Annotated in this window: 17 protein-coding genes; 10 read left to right on the top strand and 7 right to left on the bottom strand. The window is 41.7% G+C overall.

Features of this window, described 5'->3' with window-relative positions; translation table 11 throughout:
* Positions 1 to 44 precede the first annotated feature (44 nt).
* The gene (locus tag HP435_RS19140; protein ID WP_173596929.1) at positions 45 to 929 is read right to left on the bottom strand and encodes a hypothetical protein; all 885 of its coding nucleotides are present in this window, start codon (positions 927 to 929) and stop codon (positions 45 to 47) included.
* A 169-nt stretch (positions 930 to 1,098) separates the two neighbouring features.
* Here HP435_RS19140 and HP435_RS19135 point away from each other — a divergent pair, with 169 nt between their 5' ends.
* Entirely contained in the window at positions 1,099 to 1,422 is a 324-nt protein-coding gene (locus tag HP435_RS19135) for a helix-turn-helix domain-containing protein (protein WP_173600266.1), read from the top strand.
* Positions 1,359 to 2,276: an IS3 family transposase gene (locus HP435_RS19130; RefSeq protein WP_173600267.1), complete on the top strand. Its 918-nt coding sequence runs from the start codon at positions 1,359 to 1,361 to the stop codon at positions 2,274 to 2,276. The genes HP435_RS19135 and HP435_RS19130 overlap by 64 nt, the downstream gene beginning before the upstream one ends.
* A gap of 63 nt (positions 2,277 to 2,339) precedes the next feature.
* On the opposite strand, the gene HP435_RS19125 is transcribed toward HP435_RS19130, so the two are convergent.
* Positions 2,340 to 2,618: a hypothetical protein gene (locus HP435_RS19125; protein ID WP_173599827.1), complete on the bottom strand. Its 279-nt coding sequence runs from the start codon at positions 2,616 to 2,618 to the stop codon at positions 2,340 to 2,342.
* Positions 2,619 to 2,640: 22 nt separating this feature from the next.
* Positions 2,641 to 2,844 carry a hypothetical protein gene (locus HP435_RS19120; protein WP_229049710.1) on the bottom strand — a complete coding sequence of 68 codons (204 nt, stop codon included), beginning with the start codon at positions 2,842 to 2,844 and terminating at the stop codon, positions 2,641 to 2,643.
* Between the two features lie 92 nt (positions 2,845 to 2,936).
* On the opposite strand from HP435_RS19120, the gene HP435_RS19115 reads away from it, so the two are divergent.
* From HP435_RS19115 to HP435_RS19100, 4 genes are all read left to right on the top strand, one after another.
* Positions 2,937 to 3,278, top strand: coding sequence for a hypothetical protein (locus tag HP435_RS19115; RefSeq protein WP_173596931.1), 342 nt, complete (start codon positions 2,937 to 2,939; stop codon positions 3,276 to 3,278).
* A 135-nt stretch (positions 3,279 to 3,413) separates the two neighbouring features.
* Positions 3,414 to 4,253: a hypothetical protein gene (locus HP435_RS19110; RefSeq protein ID WP_173596932.1), complete on the top strand. Its 840-nt coding sequence runs from the start codon at positions 3,414 to 3,416 to the stop codon at positions 4,251 to 4,253.
* 461 nt (positions 4,254 to 4,714) lie between these two features.
* Complete coding sequence (locus HP435_RS19105; RefSeq protein ID WP_173596933.1) at positions 4,715 to 5,125, top strand: hypothetical protein; 411 nt, start codon at positions 4,715 to 4,717, stop codon at positions 5,123 to 5,125.
* A gap of 250 nt (positions 5,126 to 5,375) precedes the next feature.
* On the top strand, positions 5,376 to 6,500 hold the full coding sequence (locus HP435_RS19100) for a DUF4238 domain-containing protein (protein WP_173596934.1): 1,125 nt from the start codon (positions 5,376 to 5,378) through the stop codon (positions 6,498 to 6,500).
* Between the two features lie 121 nt (positions 6,501 to 6,621).
* On the opposite strand, the gene HP435_RS19095 is transcribed toward HP435_RS19100, so the two are convergent.
* Complete coding sequence (locus tag HP435_RS19095) at positions 6,622 to 7,137, bottom strand: hypothetical protein (protein ID WP_173596935.1); 516 nt, start codon at positions 7,135 to 7,137, stop codon at positions 6,622 to 6,624.
* 568 nt (positions 7,138 to 7,705) lie between these two features.
* A complete protein-coding gene (locus tag HP435_RS19090) occupies positions 7,706 to 8,668 on the bottom strand; it encodes a hypothetical protein (protein ID WP_173596936.1) in 963 nt (320 codons plus the stop codon).
* A gap of 1,799 nt (positions 8,669 to 10,467) precedes the next feature.
* Between HP435_RS19090 and HP435_RS19085 the strand changes: the two genes are divergently transcribed.
* The 4 genes from HP435_RS19085 to HP435_RS19070 all read left to right on the top strand — a co-directional run bounded on the left by HP435_RS19085 (position 10,468) and on the right by HP435_RS19070 (position 14,210).
* The gene (locus tag HP435_RS19085; RefSeq protein ID WP_122964845.1) at positions 10,468 to 10,707 is read left to right on the top strand and encodes a hypothetical protein; all 240 of its coding nucleotides are present in this window, start codon (positions 10,468 to 10,470) and stop codon (positions 10,705 to 10,707) included.
* 1,174 nt (positions 10,708 to 11,881) lie between these two features.
* On the top strand, positions 11,882 to 12,535 hold the full coding sequence (locus HP435_RS19080) for a glycosyltransferase (protein ID WP_173599828.1): 654 nt from the start codon (positions 11,882 to 11,884) through the stop codon (positions 12,533 to 12,535).
* A 126-nt stretch (positions 12,536 to 12,661) separates the two neighbouring features.
* A complete protein-coding gene (locus HP435_RS19075; protein ID WP_122964847.1) occupies positions 12,662 to 12,877 on the top strand; it encodes a WYL domain-containing protein in 216 nt (71 codons plus the stop codon).
* Positions 12,878 to 13,562: 685 nt separating this feature from the next.
* Entirely contained in the window at positions 13,563 to 14,210 is a 648-nt protein-coding gene (locus tag HP435_RS19070; RefSeq protein WP_141254226.1) for a hypothetical protein, read from the top strand.
* Between the two features lie 541 nt (positions 14,211 to 14,751).
* Here HP435_RS19070 and HP435_RS19065 read toward each other — a convergent pair.
* Entirely contained in the window at positions 14,752 to 15,543 is a 792-nt protein-coding gene (locus tag HP435_RS19065) for a VanW family protein (protein WP_173599829.1), read from the bottom strand.
* 201 nt (positions 15,544 to 15,744) lie between these two features.
* Positions 15,745 to 18,711, bottom strand: coding sequence for a DUF7948 domain-containing protein (locus HP435_RS19060; protein ID WP_173599830.1), 2,967 nt, complete (start codon positions 18,709 to 18,711; stop codon positions 15,745 to 15,747).
* Positions 18,712 to 18,842 lie beyond the last annotated feature (131 nt).

The following is an 18,842-nucleotide window of genomic DNA, read 5'->3' as shown; positions in this document are numbered from 1 at the left end:
TAGCCCATCCAACAAATGTTACTCTCCAGGATGGGCTATCGTTATTATTCATAAGGAATTTCAAATATTATTTTTTGCGTAGACACTTCTTCAAAAATCCAATTATTACCTGATTGGTTTATTAATTTTAATTTGACTGGGTTTGGCATTGCACCGAGAAGTTCAACTACAAGTTCTTCTTGTAGGTTTTCTCGAAAAAAATCTTCTAATGTTCTTAGTTTATTTATTATTGTGTCAAAATATCTCACATCCTGTATCGGATCTCCAGATGATGTTATACCGAGACCTGGCGGCATTATCGCAAATTTCTCACCACTACTTTTCGTTAATTCCATTAGTACCAAACTTCCAGCCTCTCTTGCATCCAAATGTTGACTTTCAGTAAGTGCATGGGTTACTCCTGTTGAATCGGGAATGATGTAACTCTCTATTAACTCAGGCCAGTTATCATATACAGTCTGTAGGATGGACTTGTGTGTCCATTCTTTATGTTGATAAATGTTAATTAGAAAAGCAGATTCCGGCATCAAGTAAAGGAATAGTAATGGGCCAGTCCGCTCTATATAGCGACCAGTTTTCTCAAGTCTATCCCCGAGATGAAGATGTAACACCCCCCAGTCATTAAACATCCCGTCGATCTTAGAGATATTTTCAACCTTCTTACTGAGATAAGGTGATATATCCTTACCATTTTTTAGCGTTTCGATCAATTGATTAAGCCCCGCTAAGTGGACTGTCGGGCAACTGAACTCCTTTGATTTGTACACTTGTCGTCCTTGAGTTTTACCACCAAGTTTTCGTAAAAAGGTAAAGTATTTTATTATCTTTGCATCTTCTCTAAGACCACTTGAGAATTGCAGACCTTTATCTAAAATCCTCTGGGACATAATGCTCTTCCAGTCCGAAACCAAGTCCATTTCTATATTCATCACTTTCCCCTCCTTTAAGATAGAGAATAACAAACAAAATAAGATATAATTTTGTATCTCGAGATAATTAATATACAGCAGCCCTCCTTCGGAGCAATCTGATATTATCCCCTTTAAGTAGACAGTAAAAAGAAAGACCATTACTGTTTATTTGGAGGGGATATTCTTTATGGGGAAAATGACATACTCGCTTGAATTTAAGACACAAGTAGTGGAATGGTTTGAACAAGGAGCTACGTATAAACAAATTCAAGAAACCTACGGTTTGGATTTACGGATGTTCCGTAGATGGGTTAGAAAATACAGAGATCACGGTGTACAAGGATTGGTAGACCAAAGAGGCAAAGCCGGAGGGATGAGCATGGGAAGGCCTCGTAAAAACCCCATGGCTTCAGATGAAAGAATTAGGCGTCTTGAAGCGGAGGTAGAATTCTTAAAAAAGCTCTTAGAAGCCAGAAAGGGGGAAAGAAGAAGGATCAGGGAAAAACAGTAATTTTTCGGATTATTGCTGAGATGGCGGATCGTTATCCAGTTCTGTTACTATGCAAAATTGCTCAAGTATCAAAAAGTGGTTATTATAAGTGGCTGCACTTACAGAAGAACCCGACGAGAAAATACGCGGAAGACCAAGAGTTAAAAAAGCTGATTTTGCATTGTCATCAAGGGGTCAATGGAATATACGGATATCCTCGAATTAAGATGTGGCTATACCGGGTCCATGGCATTCGAATTAATCATAAGCGTGTGTACCGACTGATGAAAGAGTTGGGGATCCAATCACGTATTCGCAGGAAACGAAAGTATTATGGACGCAAAGAGCCAATCGTGATAACAGAAAACAAGTTGAACCGTGAGTTTGCTGCGTCACGACCTACTGAAAAATGGGCTACAGATATTACCTATATCATTTTTAACGGGAGACGGCTGTATCTGTCTGTCATTTACGACCTTTTCAATAATGAGGTAATTGCCTATAAAGTCAGCAAACAGAATGATTTATCCCTCGTCTTAGATACTGTGAAGGCAGCGACACAAAAAAGAGACGTGAATGGCGTCCTGCTACATAGCGATCAGGGAAGCCAGTACACGTCCAGAGCATATCAGAATCTATTACAAGCGTATAACATAACTCCAAGTATGTCGAGAAAAGGAAACTGCCTGGACAACGCTTGTATCGAAAGCTTTTTCAGCCACCTCAAAACAGAATGTATATATTTGGATTCCTTCGGAACCGAAGAAGAGGTGAATAAAGCAATCGAACGTTACATTCATTTTTACAATCACGAACGGATTCAAGCTCGTTTACGCAGTCTCAGCCCAGTTCAATACCGAGCTGAGGCTGCGTAAAGCAAGGGCTTGTTTTGAACTGTCCACTTGACGGGGATAAGACCAATCCGGGGAGGGCTTTTTTTATTCGTCCAACTTTTTAGTTATGTGATTTGCGCTCTCGTCAACCACTAAGACTTCGTCATGGTAAATTCTGAAATGAGCAACCTCACAACTTTTGCTAACGAAAGATATTTTCACGGAATTATTATCAATGTGAAGGACATTTACCTCATCGATGTTGACCAAAGTGATAGCTCCATCTAATGTGATGGTATTATCAGGCGGTGATAAATCTAATTTAATGGCATCGATATGTTTTAAAACCTGATAGCTAAATACGGTTGGACTTTTAATAAGCATATTCTTCCTCCTGATAACTCGACTATTTGAATATCTTTTTCAACAATACGAACAAATCGAATGTGGTCCGATGATAGACTTTGTTGTAAGCATACTTTTTCGGATTGCGCATCCATCCCCATCCACGAGGCATCTTCAGACCGTATCCGTGAACAATCTGCCGTTTCAAACTGGTTTTGGCCGCTAATCTCTTTTTCAGACTCGGCTTGCGTATGCCGAATTTCAAAGTGATCACTCCTTTAATACAGTATAACTAATCATCGGAATCTTTTCTAATATTTGGTTTGGGTGTATGATTGAAAAAAGTGAGGTGATAGAATGACCTATAATTTAAAAGATGTTGGCGAACGTGGTATTTCACTGAGTCTTGATCTTGGAGAAAGACCCCAAGTTCTATTTACTGGTCCTGAGTGGAAAATGGAAGATGGAATGAAACTTGATGACGGTCCAGGTTGGTCTATGAAAACTTCAGGCCCCGATTGGGAAGGCATAAAGATGGATAGTGGTCCTGAATGGGAACTTAAAGTATCCGACTCTGATTGGAACCTGAGCCTGGACGGCGGTGTTGGTTGGCAAATGTACGGACCACCAGAATGGGGATGTAGTTCACTCGTAGTTGGACCACCTGACGGCTGGAGAATAACTGTGCTGCCCCACTAAAAAGTGGGGCTTTATTTGTAATCTCTAACTTTTTCTCTTCTGTAAAAAAAGACTTTTTCACATGAGAATATTCAAAGTTAAAGTATGTAACTAAAAAAGTAAATGAAATATCCTTTTGTTAATGGAGTGGTAAGTATGAACGAAATACCTTTCTTATCAATTTTTGCTAGAGATTACCCCTTAATTATGATCATTGGCTTTGGGGTATTCCTGATTTCGACAGTTGTAAAGCTAATCAAAGCATTCATTAGATATGTAAAAAAGTCTGACTTCGATAAAATATTCGATACAAAGGATCAACAAAGTTGGGAAACCGGCTATAAACAGCTAATGTTTACACTGATACTGATTATTTTCTCGCATTTACTAGGTGGAGGAATAGCCCTTTCAATAGCAGAAAATGACAACGATTCATATTTTTTAATTTGGCTTGGCGTGCTCATTATTATAACCTTATTAATTAGTTTCAGTATCATCATGGTCCATTTGGCTATAAGAAAGATCGTGGCATTGTACTCAAAACTAATTCGTAAAGAAGAATATGAACTTGATTACAGCAAAAACAAACGATATTATAAATTTCTGCTTCTGACACACTTCGTTAGTGCTTACTTTTCCATATATTGCAGTTCAGCATTTACAACGTATCGTCTAATGATCAAAGAAACAGATTGGCTGTCTCTACTCGGCTCAATTTTGGCAAGCACACTTTTTGCTTTAGTCTATTTTCATTTTTCAATTCATTTGTATCGTGATGAATTTAAAATAGAGAATCCCGCCGGAAAGAATTCATATAAAATGATTATCCCACATATAGAAACAGTGCAAAATCAGCCACTTTTTGTTTTGTATTCCTTAGATTCAAATCGGATTGTTTTGGGCAATAAGCCAACTGAGATTGAAAGTAATCATCTTTACATTTACGACAGGGATAAACATAGATATCTTCTTTTCATGCGGCAAGAGAGCAAATGAAAAAAGCGCTATTAAGCGCTTTTTTTTAAGGTTTTAGGAATCTAATAATCCCAAAAACTAAAGTACCTAAAGCAAGTGCCGTACCTATATACCAGAAGATTAATTGTAATTTTGCTTTTCCCACTGTATTCTCAACAAAATCTTCAGTTGTAACTTTATCTGATTTCACAGTATCACGTATACTCTGTAGTTGTGACTGTCCGTGGCCGACAAGAAGAATGTCTCTATAACGTGTCGCATTTAAAAGCTGAATGCCAAGTTCGCCTTAACAATTTTCTGTACGATGCCAAGCAGCAAGCGAACGGGCGTGCATAGAATGAACAGAGAGATAGCAGCAGTAGACAACCCGCCTTTTTAAAATGGCGGTGTTGAGAAGACGCTGCAGTCTTGAAAGCATTGCATTGTGAAAAAACGTAATATACAATTAGTCCCAAATGTTATAGATAAAGGGGCTAGTGTTCGTGAAAAAATACAAACTCGTTATGGTTACTGGAGTACTATTGAGTTCTCTTTTGTATGGTTGCAGCGTTGATTCGACGACATCAACAAAACAGGCAGCGATTAGTCAACAACAGGAAGAGGAGACCAAAGCTGCAATCCAAGAATTTAAAACATATCTGGAAGGCAGCTTTAAGGAAACGTCCTGGTACGCGAATATTAAGGCAGTGGATATGACAAAGATTGATGACAAATTCAAAGTAACAGTCACAACAGACTTAGCGAATGATGTAATCGGTACTGAAAAAGGCGATAAAATAATTGGTACAGTTCTAGGGTGGGGAAATGCACAAGATAGTAAATACAAGGTTTCAGAGGTTATTGTTAATGGCTCCGGCGGTGTAAGTATCGCTCAAAAACTAAACCCTTTATAAGTTACAACCCGCACCGATAATAAAGGGCGGGTTGTTCTTGCTACACTGACCGATGAAGATAGCCAGTGGATTTCTATGAATCATATTACGGTTTAAAAAGCGAATTAAGGAGGACTATAAGTGACAAAAGAAGAGTGTTGATGACTTGAAAAATCACAAACTTTTAAAATATAGAGGATTGTAATGGAATAATATTGATATGAGTATTTCAATAATACATAATTAAGATAAAAAAATTTAAGGTGAAAAAATGGCGGAAAAAAACAGACAACATTATGTTCCAAAGTTTTATTTAAGAAATTTTTCAGATAGTACAAAGGCAATAGATACCTATAATATTACCAATTCGAAATATATACCGAATGCTTCCATCAAAGATATGTGTCAAAAGCACAATTTTTATGGTTCGGATAAAAAAGTAGAAAACTTCTTAAATGAAGAAATAGAAGCAAAAGCATCTTCGATTATTAGAAAAATTCTTGATAAGAATGAATTTCCGAATAATGAGGAAGATTATTTACACCTTGTTATGTTTTTACTTGTTAGTGAGGCAAGGAATTTGAAACATGCCGACTCCGCTAATAATGTGGCAGATTTTGTGGCAAAAACATTAATGAAAGAAGACCCTGCTTTTAAAGACGTCGATTTAGAAAAATTTAAAATCGAGTTGAATGAACCGGCTAACCACAGTATTAAAGCAGCTATTGAGGGTGTACCTTTTGTTATTGATCTAGAACCACTTCTAATTGTAGAACAAACAGGAGCAAGAAGATTTATTACGTCAGATAATCCTTTAATTCGGTATAATTCATTTTATCTTACTAAACGATATCCGGGAGGATTTGGTTATATTAATAGAGGGATGCAATTCTTTTTCCCTATATCACCCCAAAAATGTATATTGCTTTATGACAGTTTTTCCTATGAAATTCCCGAAGCAAAAGATAACGTATTAACTTTACGGAAAGCAAGAGATGTCGATCAATTAAATGAGTTATTTTACTTAAACGCATATAATAACGTGTTTTTTAACCAAAAAACTAGAAGAGAATATATTGAAGGAATTCATTTTGGGAACAGACGAACACCAAAGATTAAAGAGTTAGAGAGAGAAGTTGCATCCTTCAAGTCGGCTGACTCAAATGGTAGGCTCATTCATATTAGCCAAAATAAAATATCGAAGAGAATTAACTTTCCATGGATTAAAATCTCCAAAGATGCCAATAAATTAATAATTCCGTCGCACATGGGTGGAATAAATAGAATGGAAAACGCATATATTAGGGAATTTTTACAAAAAGAAAAGACTATGTTTGAGAAAAATCAACCGTCATTTAAAGAAAGATACTATAGAGCAGATAAAAGCCAAGATTAAAATTCCGTAACTGGACAAAGAGCGGCCTTCTGCGATCGCCAGTTTTCGTTGATTTTATACTAGCTGGCTAGTAAACAACCCGCCAGGCTTAACATCTTGGCGGGTTCTTAAAGGCAAGTTACTACTCGGTAATGTTAAAAACTTTAAGCAATTCTTGTTCATATTTTGAATTTCTTCCTATAACAAAATTAATGAACTTTTCTTGATCAAACCATAGGAAAAGGTCGATGACATCGAGGTCTTCATCTAAACGATGTCCTACATTTCGTATTTTTAGAACACCTCCTCCTTCTAACAAGGCATTGCCAGTAATAGTTATGATTAGATCATGTATATCCTTACTTGAATCAAGGCTGGTAAAGGCCAAAACATTAGGAACTTCGTGATTAGGGTTTATACTATTGAATTGCTTCGCTGCTTTGTGAATGTGAGCTGAAATGGAATTATAGACCGGGTCATCCTTGTGGCCCTCGAAATCATCATATTCAAGAGTTTTCTCTTCACAATAGAATACTCTCTTACTGTGCATTAAAACATCAAAGTCAGGTGTTTTTGTGGAACCTTCTTTGATTTTCTTTACCTCTAACCCATACCCACTTAAAAAAATCTTTACTACTTCCTGTCCATAGTCTGCCATATGATCACCCTCAATTGATAAATTTTTTATTGGTCCTCTTTCTATGCCCACGAGGCCTTGGTGTATCCATCCACTTCTGGATTTGGCCCCGGAGCTAGAGCGGGCCACTTGCAAGAGTCTTCAGTGGCACGGGGAACTGTTCTCGCTCAAGATAAATCTTGATGTATTGTTTGGACTTGCATACCATTCGCTAAACTTCTGCCATAACCTTAATGGCGTCTAAAATTGTACTAAGGGGACGGGTTTTAGAGGATATATGACATAAAAGCCTAAACTAGGCGAGTATCTTCATGTTGTCTAGAAAACCATCTAATGATTTGCTGTGCTATTACATCTACAAACTTTGCAAAGTCATGGAGCTGATCTTGAGGACATTCATCCCCCTTTGCTTGATAATTCGTTTTTGCGTGTGCAAACATGTTTCTTGTATTGGAAATAGAATTAGCGATTTTTTCAAACGCTTTCTGGCGATCATCAAGCTTACTATCGATGTTAATTTTTATATTTTTCTTAAGGAACTGTGGTAAAAAGTTTTCTAATTCGAGTAAGTCACAACAAGCTTCGATTGTTAATCTAATAGCAAAAAATCCTTTTGATTAGTATTTCTATGTTCTTCATAAATTTTCCCTAATTCTAAAATGTAATTTGCATCTGGGGTTAAAGCTCTGGGACTAGATAACTTATTTACAGTTTTTTCGATCAGGTCTTTGCGTATTACTGTTTGTGATACGTACTCAATAACTCGTGTATAAGCTAAAATTAAATTTTCTGGAGTATGGGAATTACTACTTGAGTTATAGATTTCTAACAGTTCATTAATTCCTTTTCCATAAATTAATGGTCTGAGCTTAACCTCAATGGGGTTTTCAAGATTTTCTGGTTCAACTTCTTCCCATGGGTCATAATCTGGTCGAACTCCTATATGGAGTTCTAAACCTAAAGTTGATCTGAGCTCGAAAACATAAGAATTAAATAGTTTATCGATTACTTCATTTTCTATTCCATCTGGACATGAAATTAATATGAATACATCGTCGCTATCGACTGGTGGAACATATTTGCTAAACTTACCTTCAATTGTAAGTAAGATGCCGAAACTAGTTAGTCCGTGAATTATCTCTAATGTATAAATTTTCTGCGAGACAGAAATAGAACTCTTCAAATTACTTATCTCATATATTCTATTAAAGAGTCCCCAATTATCAGTATCTATTCTAATTAATGCAGTGTTGAGACCTATGAATTTGAAATTACCCATAATCTCGCCATTTTTCGCTTCGTTAACTATTTCTAAGATGTAATTAAGATTACAGTCATAATCATAGGTTGCCCTTGGAAGCCACAATTTTACTGATGTGTTGTAATTAATTGGCTTGACAGGACGATTATTATCAAGCTCTTCTTCATCGTCTCCTTCCTCAACAGGATAATAATAATGATCTAATTCAATTTCAATTTCGTACTCCTTACAAAATTTAAAAAGCGCGTCTAATTCTTGTTTTAAATTTGGTGGTTCGAATATGACTTCCATGATTATTTTCACCTCTAGGAAAATAGTACCACGTACAAAGTGTTAGAGTAACAATTAAGAAAAATTAAAATTGATCAGAGCAGTACCGCGAATGGGATGCATTTATTTTAGAAGATAAACTGACCCTTATTAAGAAAAACAAGATACAAATGTTTGCCTCTGGTTTTAGAAATAGATGTTCCAAAAACTTCAAATCATGATGAAGTTGTGAAGGAAAATGTCCTACAACAAGGAAGCAAATAGAGTCCGATGATTTCTTGACATTGTAAAGAAATCATCTCAAATCTAGTAAAATGCTCTTAATTGTACAAATTCATATTCTTGTCGTAGTATTATTCAATAAAAGATCAAATGCATATGATTGTTGCATAATTTTTGATGCGAAGTCCACATAAAACTTCTGCAACTAGCACAAAAGTTGACAGATAAATTAGCTAATGGTATTATTGCATCAAATTAATATTGTACGTAGCGGAAGTACCGCACGATCATTCTTCTCTAGCAGAGAACCTGCAGAAGATGTGTCGTGCGGTTTTTTTTGTTACAGATGGAAGGAGTTGAAAGAAATTGTAAATTATTTCGGGAAAAGTAAACGAAAGTTCTTGTTTTGTGGTATAATAAACTTGTGTAAATTGATAAAAGTATAATTTTCTCATACAACAGGATGGTGATTGACATCGAATGCAAGCATGTGGATTTAGATAAGCTCTCTGCATTTTTAGGTATTAACCTCAGATCGGTTATTGGGATTAATCAAGATCAAAACTACGTTCCATAAATAGTAAAGCAAGAAGCATCTTTAATTCCTTCTGTGTCAGATCACGACCAGCTACAGACAGTTTAATCTGAGCTAATAACTCTTCACCTAATAAAAAGGAATGTTGTCATCTACCGGCAGAAAAAGAAGAAATCTTAAATGATTATTCTACTTCTTGAAACCAAGAGACATACAAGCCATAGTGCAGTTAAACGATTTGACGATAGCTTAGGTGATTAGGGTCTGTCGCTCATATAGGATTTTTAAGCGTGTGTTCCCTCGATAGTTAAAGGGACAATCATGAATGGAAAAGTGGTGCCGAAAGTGGTGCCGAAACGTAAAAAAAGACACCAATGAGAGCTAATGCCTAACAAACATACAAACCACTAAAATGCTGTAATATCAACGTTTATCTAACTTAAACAAACTACAACAAAATAGGTCTGGCGTCTTGACAGGGTGGGGGTCGCTGGTTCGAACCCAGTCCGGATCACCATATAATGAATGCTGAAACCTCTTGGTAATCAAGGGGTTTTTCTTATTGTTGTCATTTGGTTGTTTCATTGGTTTTGATACGAATTTGTATTTTGATACGAACCTAGGCTATTTTCGGGTTTTGTAGAATATATTACCAAATCCATCCCGGGTGTCTCTCTGGAGATTAGGCAAAGGTTTCTATATGTATCTAATGTAATACGGACATTGGCCAGATCTAGCATTTCTAATACAACCTTTTCGAATTTACTCCTTGTTTCAATAGCAAGCTTGCATGAGGATGACGGATATCATGGAATCGAATTTTCCGCAAAGCTGTCTTCTGAGTGAGGATGCCAAAAGACCTATTCAACTTGCGTAGGGATAGTGAAGTGCCACCAGAGGTACAAATGACCCACCCAAAACCTCAATACAAAGGGCGGCGGTTAGCCACCATTTTCTGATAAGATCGATAAGTCGCCAACTGTTCGTTTCCCACCTGCTTTTCATTACTGTGATATAATGAAAATAAAAACAATGGGGTGTATTGTTGAAGAGACAATTTTTGATGATTGTAAGTGATGTAACCAAACCACAAATAGATAGCGCCAGCGAAGCAGTAAAAGATTTTAACGAATTTATTGACTTGATTCCAATTGAGTCTAAATCTGATGGAGGCTATAGCCTGTACCTCGATATTCAAAAAGGCGATGTTCCGATAACAGTTTCAGATACACGAAAATTCCTGAGAAATTGGTTTATGCCTTTAAAAATAGAATGTGATTCAAATCCACGAGACTTTTATTAAAAGTCTTTTTTTATACAAAGTAAGTAAAAGTAAGTAAGAGGTGTGGGGCGCTGGTTCGAACCCAGTGAAAACTTCTTTTGACTGTTCCTTGATGAAGCTGATTGTCGAGTGGCTCCCCGATTTATCCAATCGGCTGTTTTGTTATCACTTGCTACGTGGATTCAAATGTTGCATTCAAATCCTGTAAATATTTACGCTTAATTGGCCCGTTGTAAATCTCCTTTGTTATCCGTTGATGGAACGCCGTGTGTAATGTCCATCTAAGTGGATTGACTCCTGGCAATACCAACTACACTCTTGCTGAAGATGCAGCTCACAATGCTTCTTCGCCTATCGGTTTGCCTTTCTATACTGGTACTGCAGATTAGACAGCACTCTAATAGCCATTACTTTCGAAGTCGCTCAACCGAGCGGCTTTTTCTTTTGGAAAGGGGGAAGGAACACGGTTGTTCTAGAATCACTTGGAAGTTGGGTGCAAAATACGAGTAAAGTCTTGGATCAGACAGTGCACCTGTCACATTCTCACCAGACGGGCCAGTAATGGCAGCAGGACATGACGCTTCAACAACTTATGCATTGATTCCGCTAAGTGCTAGTAGAATTGTGTCACTTGGATCACTCAGCAGAAGCGTTTTCCAGAAGATATGAAAGACGGGTGACGTTGCTGACCCAGCGTACCCGCATAATTTGATCAAGTTGATTGAGACGGATAGGCCAGATAAGTATGATGTTGATAAGCCTGACAATTTTATCGATAAAGAAACGTCTACGGCCTTCAAGCTGGAGAGCTGGAAACGTGAAGCCGGCTTGAAGGCAATTGACAGTGTTTGACTGCCAAAAGACTACTGAACAACTCGAACGCCTGGAAAAAGCGATTGACCAACGATCCAGCAGGCGGACTGAGCGAGTTGCCCTGGCTTATGTTTACGATGCCTGACCGGATGACAGAAAAAACAACGCGACAAAAGCACGGCCCTCCGTCCGGAGGATAACCGGGGAGGGCTGTTGCCTGTTTGAACAACTCCATGAGCATTTCATCTATCTCTTGGCAACCATTGAAAACCAACCCTAAATAACCTCAAAGTGGCAAGTGCAATGTATAAAATCAGGTATCTCAACCATAATAAAACAGCCTGAAAAGACTTATTTCCTATGAACAGAGGAGCAGATGAATATGAAAATCAAACGGATGCTTGCGTTACTGTTGACCTTGGCACTCGTTTTTAGCATGATGCAGGCAGTAGTATCCGTGCAAGCCAAAGAGGGGAAGGCCGCTGATTCAGTTTGCCTAAGTCCCAAAATGGTGCAGTTGAAGACAGATATGCAGAAAGTCTGGATCGACCATACAATATGGACGAGAAGCTACATTGTCAGTGCCATATCGAATCGTCCAGACCAGCAGGACGTTTTGGACCGACTTTTGCAGAACCAGCAGGATATCGGGAATCTGATCAAGCCTTATTATGGGGAAGCCGCCGGAAATAAGCTGGCTGATCTTCTCCGAGAGCATATTTTGATCGCTGGGAAAATTGTAGCGGCTGCCAAAGCGGGCAATCAGGCGGATGTGAAAAAGCTGGAGGCGGATTGGCATAGAAACGCTGACGATATTTCGAAATTTTTAAGTGCAGCGAATCCGAACTGGCAGTTTAAAACGCTGCAAGATATGCTTTATGCGCACCTTCAATTGATTACGGAAATAGTTCTGAACTGTCTCAAAGGAGATTGGAAAGCGGATATTGCAGCAACGGACAAAAACGAGATCCATATGATTCATTTGGCGGACATTTTGACAGAAGGCATCGTCAAGCAATTCCCTGAAAAATTTTAACCGGGTAGCTATAGGGCAGTTCGACGCTTCTGCAAAGCTCCACAAGTGTAGAGCTTTTTTTATTTGCATGTTCGTATTATGTTCGCATACAATACAAACAAACGTTCCTATCTGGAGGCGAACAGCATGAAAAGGCAACTGCAAAGAGCCATACAACAGCATCAGTACATCCGGATTATTTACCTTGGCAGTGACGGCCGCACTACACAGCGAACTTTGCGTCCCATCGAAATTTCAGACGACCGACTGAAAGCGTACTGCCTCACGAGAAAAGCGCCGCGTGTCTTTGTAATCGACAACATCCTTGCGGTACAGTCAGTGGCGAACCGCCATGCTGTCTGATCTCTTGTAACATATGGAAGGGTTGGTGTGTTGAGAGGGCATTCCAGATAGACAATCCGTTCTCGATCCGATTTGTTCTGCCGAAGCAACGAGAAGGGGTCCTTCAGCTGAAGAAAGACAAGAAACTGGTAAAATGCCTCTTTTAAGTGGGGTACTTCCCGTCAGCAAGGTTCTATTTTTTCGGATCTCGACCTGGTCGTTCCACCGCGGGCGCATCTCTGTGATGTACTTCTTATCTATGTAACGGCTGGACATTTTTGTGATGCTTTGAAAGTGGATTAGTTCCAGCTGTGTAACATCGCCGCTGAGAATGTTTCGCGCTGCGATTTTGAAAAAATTTTCCGCTCACGCTTCTTCATGCCCGTTACCAGTTACCTCTCGTCGTTTATTAAAATCTTTCTCCCGATGTCCTTACTTAGCGAAGGCGCTATTAAGCGTTAAACTAAGGAGGAGATTGTGATGATGAAAAAATTTCTGAATTGGGCCCGTCGTTATGGCAATTGAAATGATCATCCATTGGTTTAACTGATCTTCTGGCATGGGGCTGGAGATTCAATTATCCCGCCATTCATCAAATCGCGCGGGTTGAAACGATAACTTTAGTTAGCTGCAAGATAAGCTTGCTCCCTTTACCCTAAATCTGCCCGTTGTAAATCTTTATCTTCTTATTTGTTGATGGAACGTCGTGTGCGATGAAAGTCGCTCGCACGGTGTAGGTCCAGGGCGACCTGGAAATAGCTTATCAGTAACAATCGAACAGACAGCACTAAGTGCGGAACAAGTCCAATTTAGATGGAGGTGGTCAGATAGCGACTATGCCGATTACATGGTGGCTTATGTAAATGGGCAGGAATACAGGGTCTTCAATTACGGAGAGACTTATGGATTTGGTGCTATTAAAACATTACGTGCGGATACAAGCTATGACATCACGCTTCATTTTTACAAGAATAATGTCAATATCGCCCAAGGCGAACTGCATATCGTTACACCGCACGATGATACAATTGCTCCAAACGTGAATGCAATGCTTGGAAATCACACATCGACCACGGCAGATTTTGAGGTTTGGTCAGATGAGCCCGGGACTATTTACTATATCTTCGTTAGGGACGCGGATTTTAACGTTATGCCTAATAAAAGTTTGATTATGGCCGGGAATGATCCGAGAATCGTACGATCTGGACAATTGAATGTAACAGCCGATCAACGGAAACAGGTGCTTTTGGATGGATTTACTATTACCGAGCCAGGATATTGGACACTTTATTTAGTATCGGAGGATTCGGCGGGTAATATTTCAAGTATCCAAGGAGCAGGGTTTTCTCTGTGAAAAACGTCGATACTTTTTTCAGCAAACGGGATGTGACTGTTTGCGGTCAACAAAACGGTCATGTCGTTTGTTGATCCAAACAAATTAGTCGTTGGCGGCTGATCCTTAGGATTTATCCTGGGGTTTTTTCTTGGAAAAGCTTGAGTAAAGTGCGGAAGAGTCGGTCAACCGAGCGGCTTTTTTGACAAGGAAGATGAATAAGGTAATGAGGACATTTGCCAATAACTGCCCTAATCACCAGAGGAGCAAGTCAGAGAGAGGCACAATCGAGCTGGGCTTCCTTCCTTTATGGCTTAGGCTCGCAACGATTTCGGTCGTGCCAAACATCCCAAATTGAACAGCCTGAAGTGGCTGAACGTCTAATCGAGTGTCAGCTAACGGGTAAAGATTTTGGCGAGAGAATTTTTACATTCGTACCGCAAACAAGGGGGCAGGAAACAGGGCAGGCAAGACAGCAAATGTTTTGGCAGAACGGAACAGCGGGTGTTGAGCATTCAACAACTTTTGCATTACGGCAAATCTAGATAGGTTCTTGATGCCCCTACCGAGTTATTTCATATTTGACTTCAGAATAATTGTGAATCATCAATTCTTCATGCAGAAGATTCCCGGTTCGTTTATCAATGACTCTCCTCCATATTTCGTTCTCTCTAAAATTTTTCCCGTCTATATGATGGAATTGATGATTTCTTTCTTCCAAATGGTAGGAAAAGGGCAACTCGTTTTCACAAAAGACAATTCCTTTTAGATGTTGGTCGGTTAGCCAAACGTGAAATTGAAATTGATCATTGGTGGGATTAAAGAAACGCAAATCCACGTAATTAAAAAATACGCTTGCCCCACTCCCAAAAGGCAAGACCCTATGCTCGTCTGGAAACGGATCAAAACTATGATGATGTCTCTCCGTGATTTCTAACGGTGTATGCAAGGCAAGCCAAAAAAGCAAATTCGCTAACTGACACAACCCTCCCCCAACACCTGTTTTCACTTCACCTTGCGATAACAGCAATCCGTCAATATACCCTTTGCTCGATGTAGGTTTCCTAATTAAATGCCAAAACGAAAAGGTTTCACCTGGCTTCAAAACAATCCCGTCCATGGATTTTAGGGCAATGCGTAGATTGGTAATTTTATTTTCCTGTAACATCGGATCGGATGTACCCAATTTTCTCCTTAAAAGCGATTGATGTCGTTTGACTACATGGGGGAAGCGATCAACCATTCGCTCATTGGCAAAATTCACAAACAGATTGCGAGTCGTTCTCTTTAAACGAAGCTGAAGGATTCTGAGTTTGTAGACTAAAGGCATTTTAACTGCGAGCTGTTTTACCATTGAGCGGTCACCCATTACCAATTTGATTTTTGCGCGCGATGGAGCTTCGGATAACTTGAACGGACAACTTGAACAGTTGCGAAGGTCGGGAGTAATCCCAGACGGCTCCTGCTAACCGAAAATTATACCATAATATGGATTCCTGATGTTTTCCATTTCGCGCTTCTTGCGATACAAAATTTTGAGCGCGGCGATCACTGACTAAAATGGGACTATCCGGACAGCAAACAGAAGGCAGCCGAGCTTGAAACGAGAATGAAAAGTCCGAAGCGCCAGCTGCCTTTTTGCAAAAAACGCACGTCTCCCGGCTTGACGATCGTTGCTCATTGCGGGAACAGGCTCGGGCATTGCGGCGGGAATGCAATGGGCGGGCAACGGAAAGATGGGGGCGGGACGGGAACCGGGAACGAGTTCGGACGAGGTGCACAAAGTTTGGCGAGCACTTCCAGCTTCACATCCGTTTCCACCTGGATCTGCACGCAGATGACGATGTCCATGGTGATCCAGCCGTCCAACAGTACATGGCCGCTCGGCGTACACTCGCTGGCGACGATGTGGCAGCGGATGTTGGAGGCATTCAGAGGCTCGGGCAAACAAAGCGCGATTTCGCTGTCGAGCTGGGCAGGAGCTGAAAATTCGCACAGCAACGCGCCGTTGGCAAATACGCGGATCAACTGCGTGGAGCGAAGCAGAAAGTGGACGATGCCCATGCGCACTGCGTTTCCGTAAACGAGACTGGTGTCGCGGCGGATGCTGATAATCGAGCAAGCAGCGTCTGAACAGCACGGTGGCTGGACGTGTCCGGATGATGGTGGAGCAAGCGGCGCTGTACATTGGATATCGATATGCTGACCGGCCAGGATTGCGGCTTCCACCAGCGGGCGGCACTCGTCTGGAATCCGGACTTCGTTTCGGCCCGAGAGCGCAGTGTAGACCCAGTCGTATATTTTGGGGACGCGGATGCAGACTTCGAGGACGTTGATAGGGATCGGCGGAGCTGGCACGATGATTTTGACGATAAATGCGTCCAGATTCCCTCCAAATAAAGTCTGCGCTGCCCCTGGAGTAATGCACGTAGGCGTTTCCCGATCCATCTACGGAGATGCCGAAAGCTTGGTCGTCTTGCCCGCCTCCCAAGTAGGTGGAATAGCGGAGAGCGTTGCCTGCGGTGTTCAGGCTGGTCACGAATGCATCGTGGCTGCCGCCCCCGTAGTTGCGTTGAAAGGCATTCAGTGTGATCGGAAAAGGGACGGGTGCTGTTTGAGGTGTGTTGGTGATACCCGCCACGTAGACATTTGGCAAGGAATCAAGTGCGATCCCGAAAGCCTGATCGTCCTGACTGCCGCCTAGATAGGTAGAAAACACAAGCGCGCTGCCTGTCGGGTTCAGCTTGGTGACAAACGCATCTAAGAGCCCCCCTCCGTAGACCGTCTGGAAGGCGCCCGGGGTGATTGGAAAAGGGACGGGATCGGTCTGGAGGGTAGCGGTGCTTCCGGCCACGTATGCGTTGCCTGCCGTATCCACCGCGATGGCAGCTCCTGCATCGTTTTGCCCGCCGCCCAGGTAGGTAGAGTAGACAAGCGTGCTGCCAGTGGCGTTCAGTTTGGCAATAAACGCGTCAGAGCTGCCTCCCCCGTAAAGCGTTTGGAAGGAACCCGGGGTGATCGGGAAGGGAACGGGATCGGTCTCGGGAGTAGAGGTACTTCCCGTGACGTACGCGTTTCCCAAGGAATCGACCGCGATGGCGGCCCCGGAATCGAACGATCCTCCGCCCAGATAGGTAGAGTAGATGAGCGCGTTGCCCGCGGCATTCAATTGGGTGACAAACACATCTGTGTTCCCTCCAAATGACGTTTGAAACGCGCCGGGAGTAATGGGGAAAGGTGTGAAATCCAATTGAGAAGTTGCCGTAGTGCCGACGATATAGGCGTTTCCGGCGGCGTCGACGGTAATACCCGAGCCGAAATCGATGGAATCCCCGCCAAGGTAGGTGGAGTAAACGAGGGCGTTGCCCGCAGGGTTCAGTTTGGTAACGAATGCATCCAGCGCTCCGCCAAAAGTCGTTTGAAAGGCCCCCGGAGTGATGGGAAACGGAACCGGATTCGTTTGAGAGCTGTTCGTGTTGCCTGTGATGTAGGCGTTTCCCAAGGAGTCGACGGCGATAGCCGAACCTTGGTCGATCCCCCCTCCACCAAGGTAAGTGGAGTACAGGAAAGTGTTTCCGGCGGGATTCAGTTTCGCGACGAATGCATCCGATGTCCCACCAAATGTTGTTTGAAAGGCTCCGGGAGTGATGGGAAAAGGAACTGCAGCCGTTTCGGGAGTGTTTGTAGAGCCTGTCACGTAGGCGTTCCCCGCTACATCGACCGCGATCGCAAAGCCGATCTCGAAATTCCCTCCGCCCAAATACGTGGAGTACTCCAGCTCAGGATCGATGACGAGCGGGTAATGCGGATCGTAGTCAGCTCCGATCCGAAAGCGAATGACGGGTGCGCCATCTAGTTGCTGTTCGAGCAAAAAGGAACTGCTGACGTTTGCCTTCCGCCCGCCGATCTGCTGGTAACTGAACGGACGTGCTTCGCGAAGCTCCCCGATTTCGGTGTGTATGAGGAGATTCCCTTGCTCATCCAGAGACAACGATTTTGCTCCGCGATAGGCAAAACGGATGTCTGCCATCTTCGCACCGGGCTGAACGACAAATTCGTATTTGATCCGGCCGTTATCACTGTGAAACACGAGGTCAATTCCCGGCCACAGCTTCGGATAGACGACGTGCTCATACGTAGGAATATTTGTATGCCATTTGGAAGAATCGTTGCCCTTCAAATAGTTGACTGTCCTTGTAGCGAGCTTGCGGCCTGTCGGCTTTGCTGCCGGGTTGGAGTCCAAAAACGCCAAAGACAGCCGGACTCCGCGTACCTGCTTGTTCCATTTCTCCGCGGATTGAGGAAAAATAGAGCCGAGGGCTGCTGTGGGCGAAAAATCTCCGGCAGGCTTCTCTTGAAACGTCAGGAGAACTTCTCCCGGCATGAAGTACGCTTCATAATCGGCTCCTTTTACGTAATAATGAAGTCGGGAATCCGCCTGGCCGACATTCGGGACAAAAAAAGGACGACTTTTTCCGAATGTCTGCAAAACCTGCTGCCTGTTGTCATTCGCGATGGGCATCGAATCACTCCTTCCGTAAACGAGGTGCCTTATTGCTATACGTATGTACCGCTGTAGGTGAGTGGACTGGGCGAGTGTTTATTTTTGCCGCATGGATGATTTGTAACATCAGGGACTCTCTTTTTCAGCTT

Origin of the sequence: Brevibacillus sp. HD3.3A (genome assembly GCF_013284375.2) — a bacterium.
In the GTDB taxonomy this organism is placed as follows: domain Bacteria; phylum Bacillota; class Bacilli; order Brevibacillales; family Brevibacillaceae; genus Brevibacillus; species Brevibacillus parabrevis.
This window is presented reverse-complemented; position numbering and strand designations above follow the sequence as displayed.

What these genes read in the sequence shown, in the direction of transcription:
- HP435_RS19125 (WP_173599827.1), bottom strand. Translation starts at nt 2,618, where the DNA reads ATGCTTATTAAAAGTCCAACCGTATTTAGCTATCAGGTTTTAAAACAT.
- HP435_RS19095 (WP_173596935.1), bottom strand. Translation starts at nt 7,137, where the DNA reads ATGGCAGACTATGGACAGGAAGTAGTAAAGATTTTTTTAAGTGGGTAT.
- HP435_RS19075 (WP_122964847.1), top strand. Translation starts at nt 12,662, where the DNA reads ATGAAAAGGCAACTGCAAAGAGCCATACAACAGCATCAGTACATCCGG.
- HP435_RS19080 (WP_173599828.1), top strand. Translation starts at nt 11,882, where the DNA reads ATGAAAATCAAACGGATGCTTGCGTTACTGTTGACCTTGGCACTCGTT.
- HP435_RS19115 (WP_173596931.1), top strand. Translation starts at nt 2,937, where the DNA reads ATGACCTATAATTTAAAAGATGTTGGCGAACGTGGTATTTCACTGAGT.
- HP435_RS19090 (WP_173596936.1), bottom strand. Translation starts at nt 8,668, where the DNA reads ATGGAAGTCATATTCGAACCACCAAATTTAAAACAAGAATTAGACGCG.
- HP435_RS19135 (WP_173600266.1), top strand. Translation starts at nt 1,099, where the DNA reads ATGGGGAAAATGACATACTCGCTTGAATTTAAGACACAAGTAGTGGAA.
- HP435_RS19140 (WP_173596929.1), bottom strand. Translation starts at nt 929, where the DNA reads ATGAATATAGAAATGGACTTGGTTTCGGACTGGAAGAGCATTATGTCC.
- HP435_RS19060 (WP_173599830.1), bottom strand. Translation starts at nt 18,711, where the DNA reads ATGCCCATCGCGAATGACAACAGGCAGCAGGTTTTGCAGACATTCGGA.
- HP435_RS19065 (WP_173599829.1), bottom strand. Translation starts at nt 15,543, where the DNA reads ATGGTAAAACAGCTCGCAGTTAAAATGCCTTTAGTCTACAAACTCAGA.
- HP435_RS19110 (WP_173596932.1), top strand. Translation starts at nt 3,414, where the DNA reads ATGAACGAAATACCTTTCTTATCAATTTTTGCTAGAGATTACCCCTTA.
- HP435_RS19085 (WP_122964845.1), top strand. Translation starts at nt 10,468, where the DNA reads ATGATTGTAAGTGATGTAACCAAACCACAAATAGATAGCGCCAGCGAA.
- HP435_RS19100 (WP_173596934.1), top strand. Translation starts at nt 5,376, where the DNA reads ATGGCGGAAAAAAACAGACAACATTATGTTCCAAAGTTTTATTTAAGA.